At 57.1% G+C, this 19921-nt stretch carries 20 protein-coding genes and 1 tRNA gene; 7 read left to right on the plus strand and 14 right to left on the minus strand.

Features of this window, described 5'->3' with window-relative positions:
* Positions 1-117 precede the first annotated feature (117 nt).
* Together VFU50_13335 and VFU50_13340 are read right to left on the minus strand one after the other, a co-directional pair.
* Complete coding sequence (locus tag VFU50_13335) at positions 118-2058, minus strand: PAS domain S-box protein (GenBank protein ID HEU5233841.1); 1941 nt, start codon at positions 2056-2058, stop codon at positions 118-120.
* Between the two features lie 126 nt (positions 2059-2184).
* Positions 2185-3612 carry a M20/M25/M40 family metallo-hydrolase gene (locus VFU50_13340; GenBank protein HEU5233842.1) on the minus strand — a complete coding sequence of 476 codons (1428 nt, stop codon included), beginning with the start codon at positions 3610-3612 and terminating at the stop codon, positions 2185-2187.
* Positions 3613-3929: 317 nt separating this feature from the next.
* On the opposite strand from VFU50_13340, the gene VFU50_13345 reads away from it, so the two are divergent.
* Together VFU50_13345 and VFU50_13350 are read left to right on the plus strand one after the other, a co-directional pair.
* The gene (locus VFU50_13345) at positions 3930-4967 is read left to right on the plus strand and encodes a hypothetical protein (GenBank protein HEU5233843.1); all 1038 of its coding nucleotides are present in this window, start codon (positions 3930-3932) and stop codon (positions 4965-4967) included.
* Positions 4968-5060: 93 nt separating this feature from the next.
* Complete coding sequence (locus VFU50_13350; protein ID HEU5233844.1) at positions 5061-5660, plus strand: Maf family protein; 600 nt, start codon at positions 5061-5063, stop codon at positions 5658-5660.
* A gap of 24 nt (positions 5661-5684) precedes the next feature.
* Here VFU50_13350 and tatA read toward each other — a convergent pair whose 3' ends face one another.
* Entirely contained in the window at positions 5685-5864 is a 180-nt protein-coding gene (gene tatA, locus VFU50_13355) for a twin-arginine translocase TatA/TatE family subunit (GenBank protein HEU5233845.1), read from the minus strand.
* Between the two features lie 288 nt (positions 5865-6152).
* Positions 6153-7283: a M20 family metallopeptidase gene (locus VFU50_13360; GenBank protein ID HEU5233846.1), complete on the minus strand. Its 1131-nt coding sequence runs from the start codon at positions 7281-7283 to the stop codon at positions 6153-6155.
* 220 nt (positions 7284-7503) lie between these two features.
* Here VFU50_13360 and fabZ point away from each other — a divergent pair, with 220 nt between their 5' ends.
* The 3 genes from fabZ (at position 7504) to lpxI (ending at position 9834) form a co-directional block, all read left to right on the plus strand.
* A complete protein-coding gene (gene fabZ / locus VFU50_13365; protein HEU5233847.1) occupies positions 7504-8007 on the plus strand; it encodes a 3-hydroxyacyl-ACP dehydratase FabZ in 504 nt (167 codons plus the stop codon).
* A complete protein-coding gene (lpxA, locus tag VFU50_13370) occupies positions 8004-8786 on the plus strand; it encodes an acyl-ACP--UDP-N-acetylglucosamine O-acyltransferase (protein HEU5233848.1) in 783 nt (260 codons plus the stop codon). Before fabZ ends, lpxA begins: the two co-directional genes overlap by 4 nt.
* Positions 8787-8925: 139 nt before the next feature.
* Positions 8926-9834, plus strand: a complete 909-nt coding sequence (lpxI, locus tag VFU50_13375) for a UDP-2,3-diacylglucosamine diphosphatase LpxI (GenBank protein HEU5233849.1) — start codon at positions 8926-8928, stop codon at positions 9832-9834.
* 151 nt (positions 9835-9985) lie between these two features.
* Here lpxI and VFU50_13380 read toward each other — a convergent pair whose 3' ends face one another.
* The 9 genes from VFU50_13380 to VFU50_13420 all read right to left on the minus strand — a co-directional run bounded on the left by VFU50_13380 (position 9986) and on the right by VFU50_13420 (position 16339).
* Positions 9986-10399 carry a hypothetical protein gene (locus tag VFU50_13380; protein ID HEU5233850.1) on the minus strand — a complete coding sequence of 138 codons (414 nt, stop codon included), beginning with the start codon at positions 10397-10399 and terminating at the stop codon, positions 9986-9988.
* A 216-nt stretch (positions 10400-10615) separates the two neighbouring features.
* Positions 10616-11077: a 50S ribosomal protein L9 gene (rplI, locus tag VFU50_13385; GenBank protein HEU5233851.1), complete on the minus strand. Its 462-nt coding sequence runs from the start codon at positions 11075-11077 to the stop codon at positions 10616-10618.
* 177 nt (positions 11078-11254) lie between these two features.
* Positions 11255-11575 carry a 30S ribosomal protein S18 gene (gene rpsR, locus VFU50_13390; GenBank protein HEU5233852.1) on the minus strand — a complete coding sequence of 107 codons (321 nt, stop codon included), beginning with the start codon at positions 11573-11575 and terminating at the stop codon, positions 11255-11257.
* 182 nt (positions 11576-11757) lie between these two features.
* Positions 11758-12162: a 30S ribosomal protein S6 gene (rpsF, locus tag VFU50_13395; GenBank protein ID HEU5233853.1), complete on the minus strand. Its 405-nt coding sequence runs from the start codon at positions 12160-12162 to the stop codon at positions 11758-11760.
* Between the two features lie 252 nt (positions 12163-12414).
* Entirely contained in the window at positions 12415-12987 is a 573-nt protein-coding gene (pth, locus tag VFU50_13400; protein HEU5233854.1) for an aminoacyl-tRNA hydrolase, read from the minus strand.
* A gap of 2 nt (positions 12988-12989) precedes the next feature.
* Complete coding sequence (locus VFU50_13405) at positions 12990-13715, minus strand: 50S ribosomal protein L25 (GenBank protein ID HEU5233855.1); 726 nt, start codon at positions 13713-13715, stop codon at positions 12990-12992.
* Positions 13716-13831: 116 nt separating this feature from the next.
* On the minus strand, positions 13832-14881 hold the full coding sequence (locus tag VFU50_13410; GenBank protein HEU5233856.1) for a ribose-phosphate pyrophosphokinase: 1050 nt from the start codon (positions 14879-14881) through the stop codon (positions 13832-13834).
* A 213-nt stretch (positions 14882-15094) separates the two neighbouring features.
* Positions 15095-15168: transfer RNA gene (locus VFU50_13415), tRNA-Gln, on the minus strand.
* A gap of 136 nt (positions 15169-15304) precedes the next feature.
* On the minus strand, positions 15305-16339 hold the full coding sequence (locus VFU50_13420; GenBank protein HEU5233857.1) for a 4-(cytidine 5'-diphospho)-2-C-methyl-D-erythritol kinase: 1035 nt from the start codon (positions 16337-16339) through the stop codon (positions 15305-15307).
* A gap of 300 nt (positions 16340-16639) precedes the next feature.
* Between VFU50_13420 and VFU50_13425 the strand changes: the two genes are divergently transcribed.
* Positions 16640-17086: a hypothetical protein gene (locus tag VFU50_13425; protein ID HEU5233858.1), complete on the plus strand. Its 447-nt coding sequence runs from the start codon at positions 16640-16642 to the stop codon at positions 17084-17086.
* A gap of 93 nt (positions 17087-17179) precedes the next feature.
* A complete protein-coding gene (locus tag VFU50_13430) occupies positions 17180-17563 on the plus strand; it encodes a hypothetical protein (GenBank protein ID HEU5233859.1) in 384 nt (127 codons plus the stop codon).
* Between the two features lie 67 nt (positions 17564-17630).
* Here VFU50_13430 and VFU50_13435 read toward each other — a convergent pair whose 3' ends face one another.
* Positions 17631-19856 (minus strand): bifunctional (p)ppGpp synthetase/guanosine-3',5'-bis(diphosphate) 3'-pyrophosphohydrolase, encoded by a 2226-nt coding sequence (locus VFU50_13435; GenBank protein HEU5233860.1) that lies wholly within the window; start codon positions 19854-19856, stop codon positions 17631-17633.
* Between the last annotated feature and the right edge of the window lie 65 nt (positions 19857-19921).

Below are 19921 nucleotides of genomic sequence, written 5' to 3' on the forward strand. Positions count from 1 at the left end.
AACAGAACCGCCGCCGGTAGACAGTGGGGCAGCCGCGTGTTTTGCGGCTGCGTTAATCGACAGTTCGCGCTTCAACGAGTCTCGGAGCTGGCCATCCGGCCATCTCCGACCCACCGGCTACCGGCGGCGGTTCTGTTCGTGATTGGGCTGATCGAGAATCTGTCGAATACGTTCAGCGAGGTCGCGGAAGCGATAGGGCTTCTGCAGGAACGAAGCGTTCTCGATGGCTTCGACGATTGAGGTAGCGGCATAGCCAGAAGTGAAAAGAACGCGGACTTCCGGATGGAGTTCCTTAACTCGGCGCGCGAGATCGTCGCCGCGCATTTTAGGCATGACTACGTCGGTAATCATGAGGTCGATGGGTCTGGAATGACTCTGGCACAGAGCGAGCGCCTCATTCCCATTTGGGGCTTCGAGCACGTCGTAGCCGCGGGCGACAAGGGCCTCGCGAGTAAGTTCGCGCAAAGCTGCTTCATCCTCCACCAGCAGGATGGTACCGTGGTGCGTTTTTTCGCGCGTTGCCGCATGTTCGTCATGCGTAGACGGCTGCGCAATTCCGGAAGCCTGGGGGAGATACACCTCGAACGTGCTGCCCTGGCCCACTTCGCTTTGCACGGTGATGAAGCCTCCGCTTTGCTGCACGATGCCATAGACGATGGAAAGGCCAAGCCCAGTGCCCTTGCCGAATTCTTTGGTGGTGAAGAATGGTTCAAAAATTCGTTGCTGCGTATTGGCGTCCATTCCCATTCCGGAATCACGGATGGAGAGCAACACATACTCTCCCGCCTGTACGCGATGCGCGCGCGCGGCCGAGTTCTGCGTATCGATAGTTGCATTCGCCGTGCGGATCTCCAGCACGCCGCCTTGAGGCATGGCGTCGCGAGCATTCACCACGATGTTCATGATCAGGTGCTCGAGCTCACCTCGATCCACTTTGATCGGCCGCAGCTGCGAATCGAAGGACGTGTTGAACTCAATCGTCGGACCAATCACGCGCCGGAGCATCTCAGACATTTCTTCAACTACCTGATTCAGGTTCAGCACCGTCGCCTCGAGCAGTTGCTGGCGGCTGAATGCAAGCAGGTGGCGCGTAAGCGAGCCTCCACGCTCCACCGCTTGGCGGATGCCTTGCAGATAGCGGGCGATGGGATCGTCAGCATGGATCCGCATCAGCGAAAGCTCGCCGTAGCCGCCAATCACGTTGAGGAGATTGTTGAAATCATGAGCGATACCGCCGGCGAGACGTCCGACTGCGTCCATCTTCTGCGCATGGCGGAATTGGCGCTCCATCTCGCGGCGCTCGGTCAGATCCTCGCAAATGCTGACCACGCCCAGCACACGGTTCTGAGAATCGCGAATGGGATCACGAGTCACGTAAAACACCTTGGTGCGGCCCGGCTTTGTGCGCAGCGCGACTTCTCCGTGCCACGAAGCGCCGGCTCGATCGGCTGCGCGGATCTGCAGCTGAAGAGCTGGATCGATGATCAAAGCGGGAATACCGCCGATGGGCTTAATGCTTTCTATGTCGTATCCAGTGAGCTTGATGAAAGCAGGATTATGGTAGAGCGAATTTCCCGGCGGATCGGCGATCACGATGCCATCACTCGAGTGTTCGACGGCCGTACTGATTCGCGTGAGATTCTCTTCGGCGCGCTTGCGTTCCGTGATGTCGAGCATCAGCCCGCGCAGCACAGGACGCTCCCCAGGATCGTTGACTACAGTGACGACATCGCGGAGCCACACGACGCGATTATCGGGTCCAACCATTCGGTACTCGAAAACATGATCGACGCCGCGCGCTGTGCAATCGCGGCAAAAGGCTGCGCACCATTCGACGTCGTCGGGATGCGTGTGCTTGCGCCAGAAATCAGGTTCGCTGATCCACTGCTCCGGACGAAACCCGAGGATGCGCTCGGCTTGCGGACTTACGAATCGAAATTGAAAAGTTTTGGCGTCGGCTTCCCAGATGATGGCATCGAGCGAGTTAATGAGCCGCGAGCAGAAGTTCGCGTCGAACGAATCTTCGCGAGGAGGCTCGATGTTCGGCTGACTGCTCATGGCGCCGCACCTCAGCGCGGGGGCCGGTCATACGCTGCTGCGCTGCGTAGGATGCGCGATGCGCCCGTTTCGTTGCGCGCGCAGAATACATTCCAGCGGCACTGGCCGAGTACAAAATTGGAACTGTTATTTGTAGTCCTCCGAAGTAACTTGTTTCAAGTAGCGATAGTAGAAATCCACGCCGTCGTAAAACGACTTGATCGGCAGGCGCTCATCTTTGCCATGCGCACGAATATCGTTGTTTTCCAGCGCCAGGCCGGAGACGCCATAGGTCGGCAGCCCGGCCGGAATCGTGTACACCGCGTCAGAAGCTCCGGTCGCCATCGAGGGCACAACCGGTGTGCCCGGCCACATCTGTTGCGTGATCTGCTCGAGCGGTTTCATAACCTGCGGCAGCAACGGAGGCGGCGGAAACGATTTTCGCTGGGACGGTCCGGTTTCGATCTCACCGTTATTGGCTACGTCATTTACTGTGACCTTTGGATCGTTGAAAACTTTGATCAGCGTCGCGCGCGTCTCGTCGATTCCGTGGCCAGGAAGAATGCGACAGTTCACATTCGCGTGAGCGGTCTGGGGAAGTGCATTGTTGGCATGGCCACCATCGATGCGTGTCGCAACGCAAGTCGTGTGCATCAGTGCGTGGTTGATTGGATCCTGCGAGAGCCGCGCAAGTGCTTGCTGGTCCGGAGGATTGGAGAGGATGGCTTTCATGTCTGCCGCTCGCTGCCCGCTCTCTATCTTCGACATCTCCGCGAAGTACGCGCGCGTGACGTTGTTCAGTTCGAAGGGAAATTGAAATTTCTCGAGTTGCGAGAGCGCGTCAGTGATGTGATAGATGGCGTTGTCGGGAACCGGAAGAGAGCTGTGTCCGCCAGGATTGGTCGCGGTGAGGCGATAGTCGGAATAGAGCTTCTCCGTGGCGTCCATTTCCATCATCAGCGGCTTACCGCCTTCCAGCTGCACTCCGCCGGCATCGGGATTGAGCACGAACTCCGCATCGATCAAGTCGCGATGGTTTTTCACCAGCCATTCGACTCCGTTGGAGCTTCCGCCTTCTTCGTCGGCGGTCAAGGCGAGAATGATGTCGCGATCGGGACGATACCCTTCTTTCTTGAAGCGGATCATCGTGGTGACAAGGACGGCGTCGGCGCCTTTCATGTCCTGCGTGCCGCGTCCGTAGAAATAGCCGTCTTTCTCGACGAACTGAAACGGATCAGTGGTCCAGTCGCTCCGCTTGGCTTCGACGACATCGAGATGTCCGATCAGCAGTACAGGTTTATGTTTGCCGCTTCCGTGCAGACGTGCCACCATGTTTTTCTTGCGATCATTTGGACCGATTACCTGAATGTCCGAATCGGGAAAACCAGCGTCGCGCAGCCGCTGCGCCATGGCTTCAGCGGCCGTGGTCACGTTCCCGACAGAATCGGTTGTGTTGATCTCGATCAGTTGCTTGAAGATGTCGCGTGAGAGTTCGCGAGTAGAGCTATCGATCTGCGCGGTTGAAAGGCTCACCGCAAGCAGCACGAACAGGACTGCGCGTTTTGCGAAGTTCAATCGGCTCTCCTGAAGGAAATTGGGAGTTCAGTGTAAATGAGGCTGGTTCGGAAAACCGCCACGGATCGCACGGATGCTACGGACGATCTCAGGATCAAAGACGAGCTTTGAGCGTGGCCGAATCATTCTCGTGGCCGAATCGTTTTCCCTATCTGATCCGCGCAATCCGTAAAATCCGTGTGATCCGTGGCGGTTTTTGAGTCGGTTACTCCCAAGTACATACCTGGTAATCGACTTTGATCCAAAGCCGCAGGCACTTTCGTTATGCTCGCTTTACGAGATTTCGGCATCAAACTTGGGTTGGATTCAGAGTAGCTATGAAGTCTCTTTTCCTGGTTTTCAATTTGCTGGTCGGATGTGCTCTGTGCGCGCAAGTCTCACCCGAATCAAGCACGAGCGCGCGCAGCGAAAATGATGCGCGCCCGCTAACTTGGCGCGAAGGAGCCGCGATCGTAGAGAATGCGCGGCAGAATAGTTCCCAAATCGATCCGGAAGAGGACTGCTCGCATTTGGTGCACGATATCTACGATCTTGCGGGATTGCACTATACGTACGCGCCTTCCATGGATCTTTATCGTGGCGTGGACACCTTCGAGCGAGTACGGACACCGCAGCCCGGCGATCTGATCGTGTGGCGCGGTCACGTCGGTCTCGTCGTGGATCCCAGCGAGCATTCCTTCTACAGCGCTCTCAGCACTGGGCCCAAAGTGGACATGTACGATTCTCCGGTATGGCGCAGACGGGGCCCGGTGCGGTTCTTTCGTTATCTGCTGCATGCGGGCGAGCGCGTTCGCGCGTTCAGTGCCAATACGTTGCGAGCCGCGGCCGACGAGTCATCCTCTGCGACGCCGGAACTCGATTCGGATGAGCCAAAGTCAGCGGCGAAGGCAGTGCAGGCGCCTCTAAAACCGGAGTACACAGAAGTCATTTTCCTGAATCGGGAACGGCCGACAAAGGCTGCATTCGAGCAAGCCGTTTTGCAGCTCTGGAGCAACCCTTCAGACGAGCGGCAGGATCGATGGGAGGAAGCAAGCGACCTGGTCATCGTCGAGTCGCTCAAAATCGAGCGGCTACATCTGCAGGGAAGCTCAGGAACAGTCGATGCAAAGATTCGAGTAGCCGGTCATCTTACGGCCGATGCCGCGGATGGAAAGTCGTCAACCCAGGCTGTCCGTTTTCATCTGATTCGCTACAAAAACGGATGGCGCATCGATGATCCGTCGGCACGGATGTATTTGAGCGGGAACGCCGCAGTGATTGCCGTCTCCGATCACCTGTCGGGAATCGCGCGAGAAAATGCTTCGCGGAACGAGCAGATACAAACAGCAAATCTGCTGAGAACGATCTTGCGGTGAAGACATTTCCCAACATGTGATTTGAATCACGAAATCGCGAAATCAGGAAAGCGCGAAATATCAGATCTTGCCGCGCCCAATTTAGAGTAGGTCATGCTCATTCTCGCATCTGCGTCTCCGCGTCGACAGCAGCTTTTGCGAAACGCGCTGATTCCTTTTTCGGTACAACCATCCAATGCGCCGGAAGAACATCGGCCAGGGGAGACGCCGGAAGCGTGTGTGCGTCGGCTAGCACGCGAGAAGGCGAGCGCAGTCGCTCAGCATTCGAATGACGATAATGCCATTCTTGCTGCAGACACCGAAGTCGTACTCGATCTCAAAACGGGAACTCCGCTGGGAAAACCGCGCGACGCCGACGATGCCGCACGTATGCTGCAGATGCTGAGCGGCGGCAGTCACTATGTGATTACGGGCGTGTGTCTGATGTGGAAGCAGGGCAGCACATGGCAATCGCACGACGCTGCCGAAATCACAACCGTATTCATGCAGCCGATCAGTAAAGAGGAGATCTACACATACGTCGCGACAACCGAGCCGATGGACAAGGCAGGCGCATACGCGATCCAAGGCATCGCATCGCGATGGATCTCGCGCATCGAAGGTTGCTACTTCAATGTAGTGGGATTGCCGGTGCCGCTGGTGTATCGCATGCTCCGCGAGCATGCACCGGAAGCGCTTGGAGCGCAGCAGTAGAGCGTCAGGAGGGAAAGAGTACGACTAGCTCTTCTTCTCTTCCGTCGTGGTGCTGTGCTCGCCTTCTTTTACCGCGCTCTTGAAATTCTTGATGCCTTCGCCGAGACCTTTGCCGAAGTCGGCCAGCTTGCCCGGTCCAAAAATCAGGAGGGCAATGCCGAGCAGAAGCAGAAGCTCAGGAATGCCTAATTTGCCGCCAAACATGAACTACCCCCAAATGAATGCTGTATAGCTGATGATAGGCGGTTTATGCCGCCTGCGTCAAAGTAAACCCGGGTTCGTCGGAAAAGATGCGAGCAATTGAACGCGGCCCGGAGGCTCTGTTTTGTTATTCCGAACCGCTGGTCTTAGGGTGAGGAATCCCTTTTGACGAGCTATGTGTCCTCATTTAGCTAGCTCAAAGAGACTACCGGAAGCGGTGCCAATTTCCTCAACCTCACGGCTGTGCATAGAGATTCCTCCGCCAAAATCAGGCGTTCGGAATGACAGAGCTTATAGCGAAGCGATCAGTCCCGCCAGCAATGCCGTTCGCGGGGCGATCTGGTCCAGCAGGATCGACTCGTTGGTCGCATGGGCCCCTTCGCCGACTGCTCCGAGCCCGTCTAAGGTAGGGACTCCCAAAGCGGCCGTGAAATTCCCGTCCGAACCGCCTCCAGTCGATTGTTCATCGACTTTGAAGCCGAGCGACTGGGCTACCTGGGCCGCTTTGCGATACAGAGCTACTCCTCTTTCCGTGCGTTCCATGGGCGGTCGGTTGATTTGTCCTGTGACTTCGATCTTGCAGCGCGAGTCTCGTGGACGTAAGGCCTTCATTTTCTGGTCGATGTCTTTGCCGTCGGCGGCGGTCTTGACGCGAACATCGATCTCGGCCCAGGCCTCGGCTGCGATCACATTGCTGCGGGTGCCACCCCGGATCAGGCCTACATTGGCGGTCATTCCACGCTTGATGTCAGTAAACGTAGAGATGGTTTGAATTTGATGAGCGAGTTCGTGAATGGCACTGGCGCCCTGTCCGGGATCAACTCCGGCGTGCGCCGCTTCTCCCGTGACTTTGATCTCGTACACGCCTACACCTTTGCGCGAAGTCTTGAGTGCGCCTTCGAGTCCCTGCCCGGGCTCGAGCACGAGCACGGCTTGAGACTCCAGCGCGAGCCTCTGAGTGATCGTGCGAGACACGTGGCTGCCGATTTCCTCGTCGGAAACAAACAACATGCGAACGGGAGGATGAGGGCTGTGGTGCTCCCGCAGCAGGGCCATCGCATGCAGAGCGATGGCAACGCCGCCTTTCATGTCGAGTACGCCTGGTCCCCAGACACGTCCGTTACTGACTCGAAACGGCATCTGCTTGAGCGTGCCCAAGTCCCACACAGTATCGATGTGACCCAGCAGCAGCACGGGCTTGCCATCCGTCACTCCGGGAAAGTCGGCTTGAACGTGATTGCCGGTTTCGACAGCGGAGTGGATCTGGGCATGGCCTCCATAATGTTCGAGTCTGGAAGCTAGGAATTCAGCGAGATGATCGAGCGCGGCCTTATCGCTGCTGGGAGATTCCATCTCGACCATTGCTTTCAGGTCGGAGAGGAGCTGCTCCTGGCGCGCGCGTGCGTGGGCAAGCGAAATCATGCGCTGTTGAGCTTACCATCCAGCGTCGATTCGCCAACTAGTCCGGCGAGAAACTATAATTCCCCGCTTAGGAAAAGAGCGAACACGGAGGGCACAGAGGAGACGAAGGTTTTCTCTCTGTTCGTGAACTGCCTCGCCGATTCTCAGCTCGACGGGAGCGATTCGGAAACCAGAAGAAGAAGCCTCTGTGTCCTCCGTGACCTCGTGTTCAATCCGTACCATGAATGCAGAAGAACAAGATAGCGTCTCGACGATAGAAGCTGAAGCTCCCGCGATCGAAAAGAAGACGCTCGACATCACGGAAATTCAGGCGATTCTGCCGCATCGCTACCCGTTTCTGCTCATCGATCGCGTGATCGAGATCGAGCGCAAGAAGCGGATTGTCGCCATCAAGAATGTCACGGCGAACGAGCCGCACTTCATGGGACACTTCCCCGGTTATCCCATCATGCCTGGCGTGCTCATCGTCGAAGCGATCGCACAGGCTGGAGGCGCTCTGCTGCTCACCGAGATTCCCGATCGCGATCAGAAGCTGATGGTCTTCACCGGCATTGAGCGTGCGAAGTTCCGCAGGCCGGTTACACCTGGTGATCAGCTTCGCGTCGAAGTTGATGTACTCGCATGGCGTTCCACTGCAGTAAAGATGCAGGGCAACGTTTACGTTGGCGACAAGCTCGCCTGCGAGGCGACGGTCACATGTCAATTGGTGAGCCGGCCTGCGTGAGCGCCAGAATTCATCCGACTGCAATCGTCGATCCCGCTGCGCGCATTCCTGAGAGCTGCACGATTGGCCCCTTCTGCATTGTGGGCGACGATGTCGAGATCGGCGAAAACTGCGAACTACTCTCCCACGTTGTGCTGAAAGGTCCGACTCGCATCGGGCACTCCAATCGCGTGTTCCCGTTCACCACGCTTGGTCTTGAACCGCAGGATTTGAAATTCAAAGGCGAGAAGACCCGCCTTGAAATCGGCGACAACAACACCATTCGTGAGAGTGTGACCATCCATCGCGGCACGCCGGCAGGTGGAGGAGTGACCCGCGTCGGCAGCAATTGTCTGATCATGGCCTATACGCACATTGCGCACGATTGCACGATTGCCGATAACGTGATCATGGCCAACGCAGCAACACTCGCCGGACATGTGACGGTGGAGGAGTACGCGGTAGTCGGCGCGCTCTGCCCGGTGCACCAGTTCGTCCGCATTGGCGCTTACTCGTACATCGGTGGTGGCACGACCATTACTCAAGACGTGCTTCCTTTTTCCCTGACCAGCGCCAAGCGCGATGTTCATGCCTTTGGCATGAACTCAGTGGGACTGCAACGGAAAGGGTTTACAAAAGAGCGTTTGCGCAAGATCCATTCCGCATATCGACACCTGCTCAGTTCCAAAATGAATATCGGTGAGGCCGTGGCAAAACTGAAAGCCGAAGGCGATTTGGGCGAAGATGTTGAGCGGCTGGTGAAATTCGTCGAGGCTTCTGAGCGGGGAATCCTGAAGTGAAATCGGGCAGTCGGCATTCGGCAATCGGCATTCGGCCAACGGCGCCTTTGCGTGAACGAAGCGAGAGTGACACTGCGGTCGCTGGCCGAACGCCGACAGCCGAACGCCAAGAGCCCGATTTCGATGACCCGATCACCCGATGACCCGATCACCCGATTCCTCGACCCGATCACCCGATGCTCCCGGCCCGCTTGGCCTGATTGCCGGCAACGGCCGCTTTCCCTTTTTGGTTCTCGATGCTGCCCGCGCCAGAGGCGAGCGAGTAATCGTTGCGGCAATCAAGGAAGAAACGGAACCGGAGATCAAGGACCGCGCTGCGCATGATTCAGAAATTCGTCTGCACTGGCTTTCGCTTGGGGAGCTATCGAAACTGATTGAGACGTTTCACAAGGAGGGCGTGGCTCGCGCCATCATGGCGGGCCAAGTGAAGCACAAACAGATATTCTCCAGCATTCGTCCTGATTGGAGGCTGGCGAAGTTGCTGCTGTCACTCGGAACTCGCAATACCGATTCGCTGCTCGGGGCCGTGACCAAGGTTCTCGCTGACGAAGGCATTACCATGCTGAGTTCGACTTCTTATCTCGATCCGCTTCTGGCGAGAGAAGGTGTTCTCACGCGTCGCGCACCGAATGAAGCCGAGCAGAGAAATATCGAGTATGGCCGGAAAGTGGCGCGCGAGCTGGCGCAGCACGACATCGGGCAAACCGTAGTGATTGCGGAATCAGCGTGTGTGGCTGTCGAAGCAATGGAGGGAACCGACGCAACTATTCATCGTGCCGGCGAGATCATGCGCACGCTGCACCATGATGAAACTCCGGAATCGTTTTTGAGCCGCGCGCTGACAGTCGTGAAGGTCGCCAAGCCGAATCAGGATTTGCGCTTCGATGTTCCGGTGATTGGAGTGGCAACGATCGATTCGATGCGACAAGCAGGAGCCACATGTCTCGCCGTCGATGCACAACGCTGCCTTTTTCTCGATGGTGACCGCATCATCGAGGCCGCCGATTCGGGAAGCATCGCCATCCTGAGTTCCCCGACTGCAAATTAGGTTAGGGCCTGTTCTCGCCGTGTTTGATGAATGGAATTGCCGAGCCGCACCTCTTCTCGTGGTCGGTCTGAAGGCCTGCACCTGTTTCGACGCAAGGCATCCCAGTCATCAAATCACGTTGAGTGGCCCACCGAATTCGAAAGGTCCAGAGTTAAGCGGCTTCAAGAATTTCCTCTTCGTGTTGTTGGGCAGCTTTGGATTTCAAGCCTGCTAGTGTCGCTAGGGTAAAAGCTTCGAGCGCCATGTTAAGGTCGCGTGCGGCGACATCGAGGTGCTCTGGCTTTGTTAGCAGATTGCCGGTAATGCCTAGTAACCACGCGGAGCACACATATCCTGCTGGCCTTTCATATCCCAGCAACATGCCCGCTCCCACCGCCATTTCGATCACGCCGACGATACGCATGAATGCGCCTGGGCTCATCGGCAGACGCTCCGCTACCATCGGAGACAGATACTTCTCCCAATCGGTAAGCAGGTTAAAAAATTTATCGGCACCGGCGGCGCAGGCAGTCGCTCCCAGGGTGAAGCGTAGAGCTTTGGTTAATCTTTCGAGATCTTCGTGCATGGCTATCGAGTCTCCCCGATAGTGCGATGCGAGATCAGCGGTGCTGGTGGGATGCTGCGACAGCGCTGGAGGAAGGTTCTGTGGGACCGTCGTCCACGGAGGCTCCGGTCCCGAGTTCCTGCTGTTCCGACGATTCGGAGAAAGCTTCGATCTTTTTTAGAGCTTCGAGGCGATGCACTTCGGCTCGCCTCTCCAACTCGTGCAGCGACTGCATCACTAGGCCCCCGCTTCGCCGCCCTCGCGATTCACTGTGACCTTCACATGGGCGGTGACTTCGCGATGCAGCTTAATCGGCACGTGGAATTCGCCCAAGCTCTTAAGCGGATCATCGAGGTGAATCTTGCGACGATCGACGGTGAAGCCCTTAGTCTCGAGGGCAGACGCGACATCCGCCGATGTTACAGAGCCGAAGAGGTGATCCTTCTCGCCGACTTTGCGCTGGAAGGTGAGCTGCACGTCGTTGAGCTGCTGAGCCAGAGCCTCGGCGCCGGTCTTCTCCTTCGCTGATTTGCGGACAGCAGCAGCTTTCATCTGCTCGATGACCGCCTTGTTGGCGCGGCTCGCTTCAATCGCAAGCTTGCGCGGTAGAAGGAAGTTACGGCCATATCCTTCAGCGACTTTGACGATCTCGCCGCGATGGCCGAGCTTTTCGACATCTTCTTTGAGAATGACTTCCATGAAAACTCCTAGGGCTGCTGGCTGTTGGCCACTGGCCACCGGCTAACTTCGCGCAGTTCCAAGCCTCTCATTTGCGCAGCAGCAGATTGGTTTCGAATAGTCACGCAGCCAGCAACGAGTTGGCAAAACTTCCAGACCTAAGCCGGAAGCCAGCAGCCAGTGGCCAGCAGCCTCTTCTCACCTCGCCGCGAACGGCAGCAAGGCGATGTTGCGCGCCTGCTTAATGGCGGCGCTCAATCTGCGCTGATGCGGCGTGCAAACGCCGGTCAACCTGCGAGGGACGATCTTGCCGCGTTCGGCTACGAAGCCCGAGAGCAGGCGAACGTCTTTGTAGTTGATGGCGTCGATCTTTTCGACGCAGAACTTGCAGACTTTTTTGCGGCGGAAGAATTTGCGTCCGCCCTCGCGTCCGCCAGGTCCGCCTGGACGTCCTTCACGACGAGGTCCGCGATCTTGACTTGGGCCGGCTGTGCCGGCTGGTGTTGGTGTGTCTGACATAGATCTCCTAAGAGCTACTAGCGGCTAGCTACTAGCCTCTAGCTCGCTCGGTAAATTCAACGGTGCGCCGGTGGTTATGCTTCTCCTTCGACGCCGAGAACTGCACAACTGCGAATTCGACGCAGCGGTTTGCAACTTGAATGCGCAGGCTAGAAGCTAGCAGCTAGTAGCCAGCAGCTTGTTCACGCCGTTGCCGCCGGTGCCGGTGTCGCTTCCGCCGGTGCTGGCGCTGGTTCTGACGCCGAGCGCTTTACTTTCGTCGCGCGGATTTTAGCGATCTTCTCCAGCCGCTTTTGCTCTTCGTCCACGCGGACGCTGATGAACTTGATCACCGGTTCCGAGACGCGCAGACGGCGCTCAATCTCATGGATCGCTTTGCCATCGGCTTCGACGGTGAGAAGCACGTAAAAACCATCCGTGAACTTGCGCACCAGATACGCGAGGCGTCTTTTGCCCATGCGTTCCACGTTTTTTACAGTTGCTCCAGCGTTAGTCGCCTGCGATTCGAGGTTGGAGATCAGCTTGTCGAGATCTTCCTCCTGCAGGTCGGGCCGGATAATAAACATCACTTCGTATGTACGTTGCATTCTGTTTCGGTCGGTGCCGTCCTGGCTAGCCGGAGTGGGTGATCAACCCTCATCGGCTGACCCATCCGCTACCGCGGACGGTACTGACTCTTCCTTCCTCTCTTTCGAAACTCGTCTACAGAACCGTCGGCGGTAGCCGATGGGGCAGCCGCTTGTTTTGCGGCTGCGCTTCACCTGGATTGCGTGAGCATCGCGTCTCCCGGAGCTGGCCTCCGGCCATGTCCGGCCCACTGGCTACCGCCAGCGGTTCCGTTACTTCAGGCGTTGGTTGAAGCGATTCATCGCTGCAGCCACCCCATCTTTCAAAATCGCTTCAACGGCATCGGCTCCGCGATCGACTAAGTCGCTCGCCGCTTCGAGCTGCGATTTCTTGAACTGACCGAGCACAAACTTCGCGCCGTCGCGCACCGGATGATCGGGCTGAATTCCCAATCTGACCCTGATGAACTCATCAGTTCCCAGCGAGCCGACCAGCGATTCGACGCCGTTATGCCCTGCCGTTCCGCCGCGCTGCTTAATGCGCAGCGTACCGAAAGGCAGATCAAGCTCGTCGTAAACCACGATCAATCCATTTGCCGGCTCGATCTCGAACTCATCGACCAGCTTGCGCACCGAGAGACCGCTCAGGTTCATGAACGTCTCTGGTTTGGCCAGCATGACCTCGTGTCCGGCGATCTTCGTTCGTGCGGTTGCCGCCTGACATCTGCGGCTCGCGACATCGACGTTCGCCCCTTCCGCAAGGCGATCGATAGTCAGAAATCCGAGATTGTGCGGCGTGAACTGGTACTCGATACCCGGATTGCCGAGACCGACAACCAGCTTCACTCCTATTTCTTGCCCTCGGTCTTCTTACCGCCTTCGGCCTTGGCGCCCGCTTCAGGCGCAGCTTCCTCGGTCTCCTGCTTGCCCTTCTTGATGACTTCAGGCTCAGCCGGAGCTGCAGCCGCCGCTTCTGCACCAGCCTCAGCCGGAGCTGCCTCGACGACTTCTTTCACCGAGGTAATGTGCGCAACAGGCTGCGTCTCGTCAGTCACGAACTTGATCTTGTCGCTGTGCGGCAGATCGGAGACGCGCAGCACCTGTCCGAAGACGAGTGCTGTGACATCCAGATCGATCTGATCCGGAATGTCTCCGGGCAGGCACTCGATTTCCACTTCGCGCAGCATCTGCTCGAGGATTCCACCCTGTGTCTTCACGCCTTCAGGAACGCCGGTCAACTGCACGGGCACGCCCACCCGCAAGGCTTGGTCCATGGCGATGCGCTTCAAGTCGATGTGCATGAGCGTTCCCTTAATGGGTTCGTACTGCCAATCGACGATCATGGCCTTGGTCTGCTCGCCGCCGACCTTCAGGTCGAATACGGTGTTGTGTCCGCTGTCGGAGTGGAGGATGCGGCCGATCTGCTTGGGATCGACCGTCACAGGAACCGAGTCCTTCTTGGCGCCATAGACAATGGCGGGAATACGTCCGCTGGCCCGCACACGACGCGCCGCGTTCTTCGTCCGCGCCTGCTCCGGCCGCGGTTGCGTTTCTACTAGTTCTTGAGTTGCCATAAAGTCCTTCTAAGTTCGAAACTGCTTAGGAATTTCGTGATTTCGCGATTTCGTGATTGCGTGATTTTCAATCGCGAAATCACGAAATCACCCAATCGCGAAATCCTCCGAACTTTCTAACTGAAAAGACTACTTACCGACGTCTCTTCGTGAATGCTCTCAATCGCCCTGGCCAGCAGGCCGGCGATGGATCGCACTTTAATTTTTGGCTCGGCTTTCGCCGCTTCGCCGAGCGGGATCGTGTCGGTCACGACCACCTGTTCCAGTCGCGACTTGTGGATTCGCTCCACTGCCTGGCCCGACAGCACTGGATGTGACGCGCACGCGAGAACTCTGCTCGCGCCGGCATCGAGCAGCGCATCGACGGTTTTCACCAGCGTGCCTGCCGTGTCGATAATGTCGTCGAGAATCAGTGCAGTGCGCCCCTTCACGTCGCCGATCACGTGCATCACTTCGGTCACGTTGATGTCTGTGCGGCGCTTATCGACGATGGCCAGCGCTGCGTCCATTTTTTTGGCGAAGAAGCGCGCGCGCTCCACGCCGCCCGCATCCGGTGATACCACCGTGAGGTCGGGTAAATTCAATTCCTTCACCGCCGACACCAGCACCGGCGAGGCAAACAGGTGATCCACCGGGATGTTGAAGAATCCCTGGATCTGCGGCGCGTGAAGATCAACTACCAGCGCGCGATGCGCGCCGGCGGTAGTCAGCAAATCCGCTACCAACTTTGCCGAGACTGCTACGCGCGGCTTGTCTTTGCGATCCTGCCGCGAGTATCCGTAATACGGAATCACCGTCGTGATACGCCGCGCCGAAGCTCGCTTGAGCGCGTCGATCATCAGCAGCAACTCCATCAGGTGCTGATCGACCGGATAACACGTGGGCTGCACGACGAACACGTCTGCGCCGCGCACGTTCTCCAGCAACTGAAAATAAACTTCGCCGTCGGAGAAGCGCTGCAAATGCGCCTGTCCGCGGGGGATCTCGAGAAACTTGCAGATATCGTCTGCCAGTTTCTCATTGGCCGAACCACAGAAGATCTTGAAACGATCATTATCACGATGCCGCTGCGGCTTGCGCTCCACCTTGGGCGCCGGCGGCGTCTGCACGTTCGTCTGACCCTTCTGCTGCTGTTGCTTCTCTACTGCAATTGCGGTCGTCGTCATTCCTCAAGCCTCGTGAAAGCTGGTTTTCTTTCCGATGGGGAACTACCAACTACCCTTGGATTGAACACGGAGGACACGGAGGAAACGAAGGTGGGTTCCGTCTTAATCTTGAATTTCTCGCTAATCCAAAAATGATGGCAGGAACCCCAATGCACATTTCGTTCTGCTTTTCCTCTGTGTCCTCTGTGCCCTCCGTGTTCAATCCGGTTTTCCTGGCTGGGCGGCTAGGATTCGAACCTAGACAAAGTGCTCCAAAGGCACTTGACCTACCATTAGTCGACCGCCCAAGAATTCCTACGCTGACTAAAACTTGTTTTCGGTTACCTGCGTTTGACTGGAACAATGAGTCTTCAATCAAGCTTCAGCTATTCATCGAGGTTCTGCTGATTGCCGAATGCCGACTGCTGAGTGCCACCGCGAGCGTCAGCGGCTAACTAACATTGTCTCCCAGTATTGGTTTCTTGTCAGCGTAGTTGTTACATGCGCGGCGTGGCCCATGGCCTGCACTCTTTCCGCTGCAGCCTCGGCCTTCTGCTTCGAGTCAAACAATCCGTAGACCGCCGAGCCCGAGCCAGAGAGCGAAGCATAACGCGCTCCATCTCCGGCTTGGCCGTAGAGCACACGCTTAACGTCACGCAATTCGGGATGTTGAGGGAATACGACGCGTTCGAAGTCGTTCTCAATCCCGGTACGGACGAGGTCGAGAAGCTGTGTCTCGGCTCGGTCCCCGCCTCGTGCGGGAACACCGGATACTGGAGTCTTGTAACCGCTACTCAGCCACGAATACACAGCGCGGCTGAACGATACGATTTTAGCGGATTGCGGAACAACGGTCAAAGTAGCTGTCCGCGACGAAGATGCCCGCGAGCCCGTGATTTCCATGGTCTCGCGCTCCGCCAGCGCATCCCAATCCGCGAATGCCTGCGGTGTGGCAACCCCGATCTCGGGCGTAACCACCACGCAATCCACGCTGGGGAGACCTTCGATAGGAAGTACCTGCTCTCCGCGTCCTTGGCCGTAAATGGTGCCGCCGATCAAGAAGAGAGGGAGGTCGGAGCCAACTTCTTCGCAAATCCGCAGCCGATCCTCTGCATCGAGTGCTCGCTGAGCTTCTCGCTCCAAAGCCAGCAAGCTTGCAACCGCGTTCGATGAAGCTGCGCCCAATCCGCCCTGCAAAGGCAGGTTCTTCTCGATCGTGATCGCCACTTTCCCACGCTGCCCGATGGACTTCATGAACCGATCTGCAATGCGATAGCAGGTGTTCGTTTCGTCGGTAGGAACGCGCGGGTTCTTGCAGCGAATCTCGATGCCGGTCCCCCGCCCTATCTCCACTTTCACCAAATCGTGGAGCGATATGATCTGATACACCGTCCGCAGTTCATGAAATCTATCTTCCCGCAATGGGCCAATCGCCAATCCAAGGTTGATCTTCGCGTATGAGCGGACGGTGACCGGCATTGTGACATTGTAAAGTCGCGGCTGAGAGACTAACCCTGGCATCTCTGAAAGAATTTGTTTGACACTGGCGCAATGCGGGTCTAGGCTACGTGCCGCTACTCACCTAAGCACTTCACACTCCTGGCGAGCACGCCATCGCTGCCGCACCCCCGCAGCGACGAATACGGTCCTTGGGTCCTGGGACGAACTCTCGGAACAAATCTAAATACGCTCATTTGCGTATCAAGGCACGTCCTGTGTCGCAGCAATGCCGTGACACAGGCTGTGCCATGAACTCATGTGAGCGACAAGGAGGAAAACATGGATCGAGAGAGCTTTGGCGCATCGCCAAAACGGTGGCTGAGCCGACGCAATCTCCTGCGCGGAGCTGGCCTGACATTCGGCATCGGTTTGGCAAGCCCGAAATGGATTCATGCCGATGATGATGATCACGACAGAGAGCATGGCGCCTGCATTGGTCCGAATCCAATTCCCGGCGGGTTCACGGCTCTCAAACCTTTCGGGATCTTCGTTCACCACAATCCACTCAATCCGGCAACGCCGCTGGCTAACATCAATGATCCTTCGCAGATCACCGATTTCGACGGCTTCGTTGGGCTCACCCACATTCGCGGAGGGGGGACCGGAACCAACACGATGACCGGCGCAACCATGCCGCTTGCCTATCAGGCCGACATGGGCTTCAGTCAGGGCAAGTTCATAGGAACCGACGGACGGCAGCATCACCGAACCTTCGCTTTCGTTTGACTTGACCTGTACACCGGTCCGGCTGGATCGGCCAGTCTCCCGCAACAGATTCACGACTATAACGTTCACGTCGATAGCAACGACGTGTTCTGGATGATTCCGGTAAATCACGATGCTGTTGAAGTCGATTTTGACAGCGCCCAAGCCAGGCTGCGCGTGCGCGATATGGTGGTCTTCGACGATCACGATCTCGCCAACTCGCTCACCCAGGGGCTCGGCATTCCAACACCGCCGATTCCGGGAGTGTTCCCCGTGAAGGCGCGTGTGTCGTTCGATATCCGTTGGAATGGCGCGCTGCAAACCGCAACCATTAACAATCCGGCTCAAAGCTTCAAAGGAACGTTCTCAGCGACACAGACCACCATCGAATGGAGCTCGGAGCAGGAAGGCTTTGCCTTCAAATCCGAACCGCCGGATCCCACCCGCAACCTGATTTCCGTTTTGGGACGTGAGCAGAACGGTGTGTTCTTTACATAGGCCTATCTCGGCACAGCCGCGCAGCTAATTTCAGTGCCGGCTGTGTCGATAAACACAGCTCTTGCGCTCACATCTTGTTCTGACGCTGCACGTCGATGATGCCTGGAATCTTGCGGATTCCCGAAACGATTCTCTCCAGGTGCTTTACGTCTTCGATGTCGATGGTGATATCGATGGAGGCACGGCTGTCGCCGGTGCGGACATCCATGTTGCGGATGTTTGTGTGGTCGTCGCTGATGATCGCCGTTACTTGCTTCAGCATTCCCTGGCGATCATCGCACATGACGGTGAGTTTAACGGGATAAGTGGCCTTAGTTGGGCCTGATTTTGCGGCGCCTGGACGTCCCCAGGTGACGTTGATGCGGCGATCGGGTTCGTACATCAGATTGGTGACATTCGGGCAGGATTTCGCATGCACCGCGACGCCTTTTCCGCGTGTCACGTATCCGACGATTTCCTCACCGCGAATTGGATTGCAGCAGCGCGCGCGATAGACGAGTAACTCGTCGTGTCCCTGCACCTTCAGCGATCCGCTGTCGTCACCGAAGACCTTGCGGATCATGCCGCCGATCAGGCTCTTGTCATCGTCTTCGTGATCCGGTTCGGCCGAGGTCACTCCCGGTGCAAGTCTCTTGAGCACGGCGCGGGCGGAGAACTTGCCGTAGCCGACTGCAGCGAGAAGATCTTGTTCCGTTGAGCCGATGCCGTACTCGGTTGCGACCGCCTGATAATTCTCCGGCTTCACATCTTTGAGGCTGACTTTGTACTTGCGTGCTTCCTTCTCCAGAACCTTTCGGCCAATTTCGACCGCGCGCTCCCGCTGATGCACCAGGAGCCAATGCTTGATCTTGTTGCGCGCTCGCGAGGACTTTACGAAGCCGAGCCAATCACGGCTGGGCTGGTGACCGGTCTGCGTGATGATCTCGACAATGTCGCCATTTCGCAGCTTGTAGCGCAGCGGAACGATGCGCCCGTTGACTTTCGCTCCTACGCACGTGTTTCCCACTTCGGTATGGATGGAATAAGCGAAGTCAATGCAGCAGGCATCTCGCGGCAAGATGACAACTTTCCCTTTTGGGGAAAAGGTATAGACCTCTTCAGGGTACAGATCGATTTTGAGGGTGGAGAGGAACTCGTTGGGATCGGAGACATCGCGCTGCCACTCAACCACCTGGCGCAGCCATGAGAGTCGCTGCTCGTCTTTGGCCGTAACCGGAGTGCCGTCTTTGTACTTCCAGTGGGCCGCGATGCCGTCCTCGGCCATCTTGTGCATCTCTTCGGTGCGAATCTGCACTTCGAACTGCATACCGCCTTCCGCCATGACCGTGGTGTGCAGAGACTGATAAAGATTCGGCCTCGGCATGGCGATGAAGTCTTTGATTCGCCCCGGCACCGGGCGCCAGATACTGTGAATCGCACCCAGGGCTGTGTAACAATCTTTTACCGATTTGGTAATGATGCGAATCGCCAGCAGGTCATAGACCTGATCGACGGAGATGCGCTGCCGCTGAAGCTTTTGCGCGATGCTGTAAAGGCGCTTGATGCGGTGATCGACACGGGCGTCGACCCCGTTTTCTTTCAGCTTTTCCTGAATGAATGCGACAGTCTTGGCCAGAAAAGCCTCGCCGGATTTTCTTCGTGCGTCGACTTGTTCTTTGATCTGCTGATAGCCGATCGGATCGACATACTGGAAAGCAAGGTCTTCAAGCTCGCCGCGAACCTTTCCCATTCCGAGACGGTGGGCAAGCGGCGCGTAGATGTCGAGCGTCTCCTGCGCAATGTGCAGTTGACGATCGGGCGGCAGATGCTCGAGCGTACGCATGTTGTGCAGCCGGTCGGCGAGCTTGATGAGGACGACGCGAATGTCGTCGGTCATCGCCAGTACCATCTTGCGGACGTTCTCCGCCTGGCGCTCCTCGCGGCTGGCGAGATTGATCTTGGCGATCTTCGTTACGCCATCAACGATGTGCGCGACTGAATCGCCGAACTTTTCGGAGATCTGCTTGTTGGTGACATCGGTGTCTTCAACCGCGTCGTGCAGCAAACCTGCGGCAATTGCCGTTGAATCGAGCTTCATTTCGGCAAGTACGAGGGCTACTTCGAGAGGATGGACGAGATAAGGCTCGCCCGAGGCGCGACTCTGACCTTCATGATGCTGAAGGGAAAACTCATAAGCCCGCCGAATAATTTCGAGGTCATCATTCGGGCGGTTCTCGCGAACTAACTTCAACAGCTCACGAAACTTCGTGGCTGTAAGCACATTGGTCGCGATCTGCTGGCGCAAGGTCGCCATGATTGATTATAGCTGGCGAAAAAAGCGGCTCTCCGGGGTACGCGCTTAGCATTCCTTCGCTGAAT

The sequence above is a fragment of the Terriglobales bacterium genome (genome assembly GCA_035764005.1).
Classification (GTDB): domain Bacteria; phylum Acidobacteriota; class Terriglobia; order Terriglobales; family Acidobacteriaceae; genus Gp1-AA112.

Bases quoted from the DNA above. Each gene is read 5' to 3' on its own strand.
- VFU50_13335 (HEU5233841.1), bottom strand. From the start codon at position 2,058: ATGAGCAGTCAGCCGAACATCGAGCCTCCTCGCGAAGATTCGTTCGAC.
- VFU50_13345 (HEU5233843.1), top strand. From the start codon at position 3,930: ATGAAGTCTCTTTTCCTGGTTTTCAATTTGCTGGTCGGATGTGCTCTG.
- VFU50_13350 (HEU5233844.1), top strand. From the start codon at position 5,061: ATGCTCATTCTCGCATCTGCGTCTCCGCGTCGACAGCAGCTTTTGCGA.
- tatA (HEU5233845.1), bottom strand. From the start codon at position 5,864: ATGTTTGGCGGCAAATTAGGCATTCCTGAGCTTCTGCTTCTGCTCGGC.
- VFU50_13360 (HEU5233846.1), bottom strand. From the start codon at position 7,283: ATGATTTCGCTTGCCCACGCACGCGCGCGCCAGGAGCAGCTCCTCTCC.
- fabZ (HEU5233847.1), top strand. From the start codon at position 7,504: ATGAATGCAGAAGAACAAGATAGCGTCTCGACGATAGAAGCTGAAGCT.
- lpxI (HEU5233849.1), top strand. From the start codon at position 8,926: ATGACCCGATCACCCGATTCCTCGACCCGATCACCCGATGCTCCCGGC.
- VFU50_13380 (HEU5233850.1), bottom strand. From the start codon at position 10,399: ATGCACGAAGATCTCGAAAGATTAACCAAAGCTCTACGCTTCACCCTG.
- rplI (HEU5233851.1), bottom strand. From the start codon at position 11,077: ATGGAAGTCATTCTCAAAGAAGATGTCGAAAAGCTCGGCCATCGCGGC.
- rpsR (HEU5233852.1), bottom strand. From the start codon at position 11,575: ATGTCAGACACACCAACACCAGCCGGCACAGCCGGCCCAAGTCAAGAT.
- rpsF (HEU5233853.1), bottom strand. From the start codon at position 12,162: ATGCAACGTACATACGAAGTGATGTTTATTATCCGGCCCGACCTGCAG.
- VFU50_13405 (HEU5233855.1), bottom strand. From the start codon at position 13,715: ATGGCAACTCAAGAACTAGTAGAAACGCAACCGCGGCCGGAGCAGGCG.
- VFU50_13410 (HEU5233856.1), bottom strand. From the start codon at position 14,881: ATGACGACGACCGCAATTGCAGTAGAGAAGCAACAGCAGCAGAAGGGT.
- VFU50_13420 (HEU5233857.1), bottom strand. From the start codon at position 16,339: ATGCCGGTCACCGTCCGCTCATACGCGAAGATCAACCTTGGATTGGCG.
- VFU50_13425 (HEU5233858.1), top strand. From the start codon at position 16,640: ATGGATCGAGAGAGCTTTGGCGCATCGCCAAAACGGTGGCTGAGCCGA.
- VFU50_13430 (HEU5233859.1), top strand. From the start codon at position 17,180: ATGATTCCGGTAAATCACGATGCTGTTGAAGTCGATTTTGACAGCGCC.
- VFU50_13435 (HEU5233860.1), bottom strand. From the start codon at position 19,856: ATGGCGACCTTGCGCCAGCAGATCGCGACCAATGTGCTTACAGCCACG.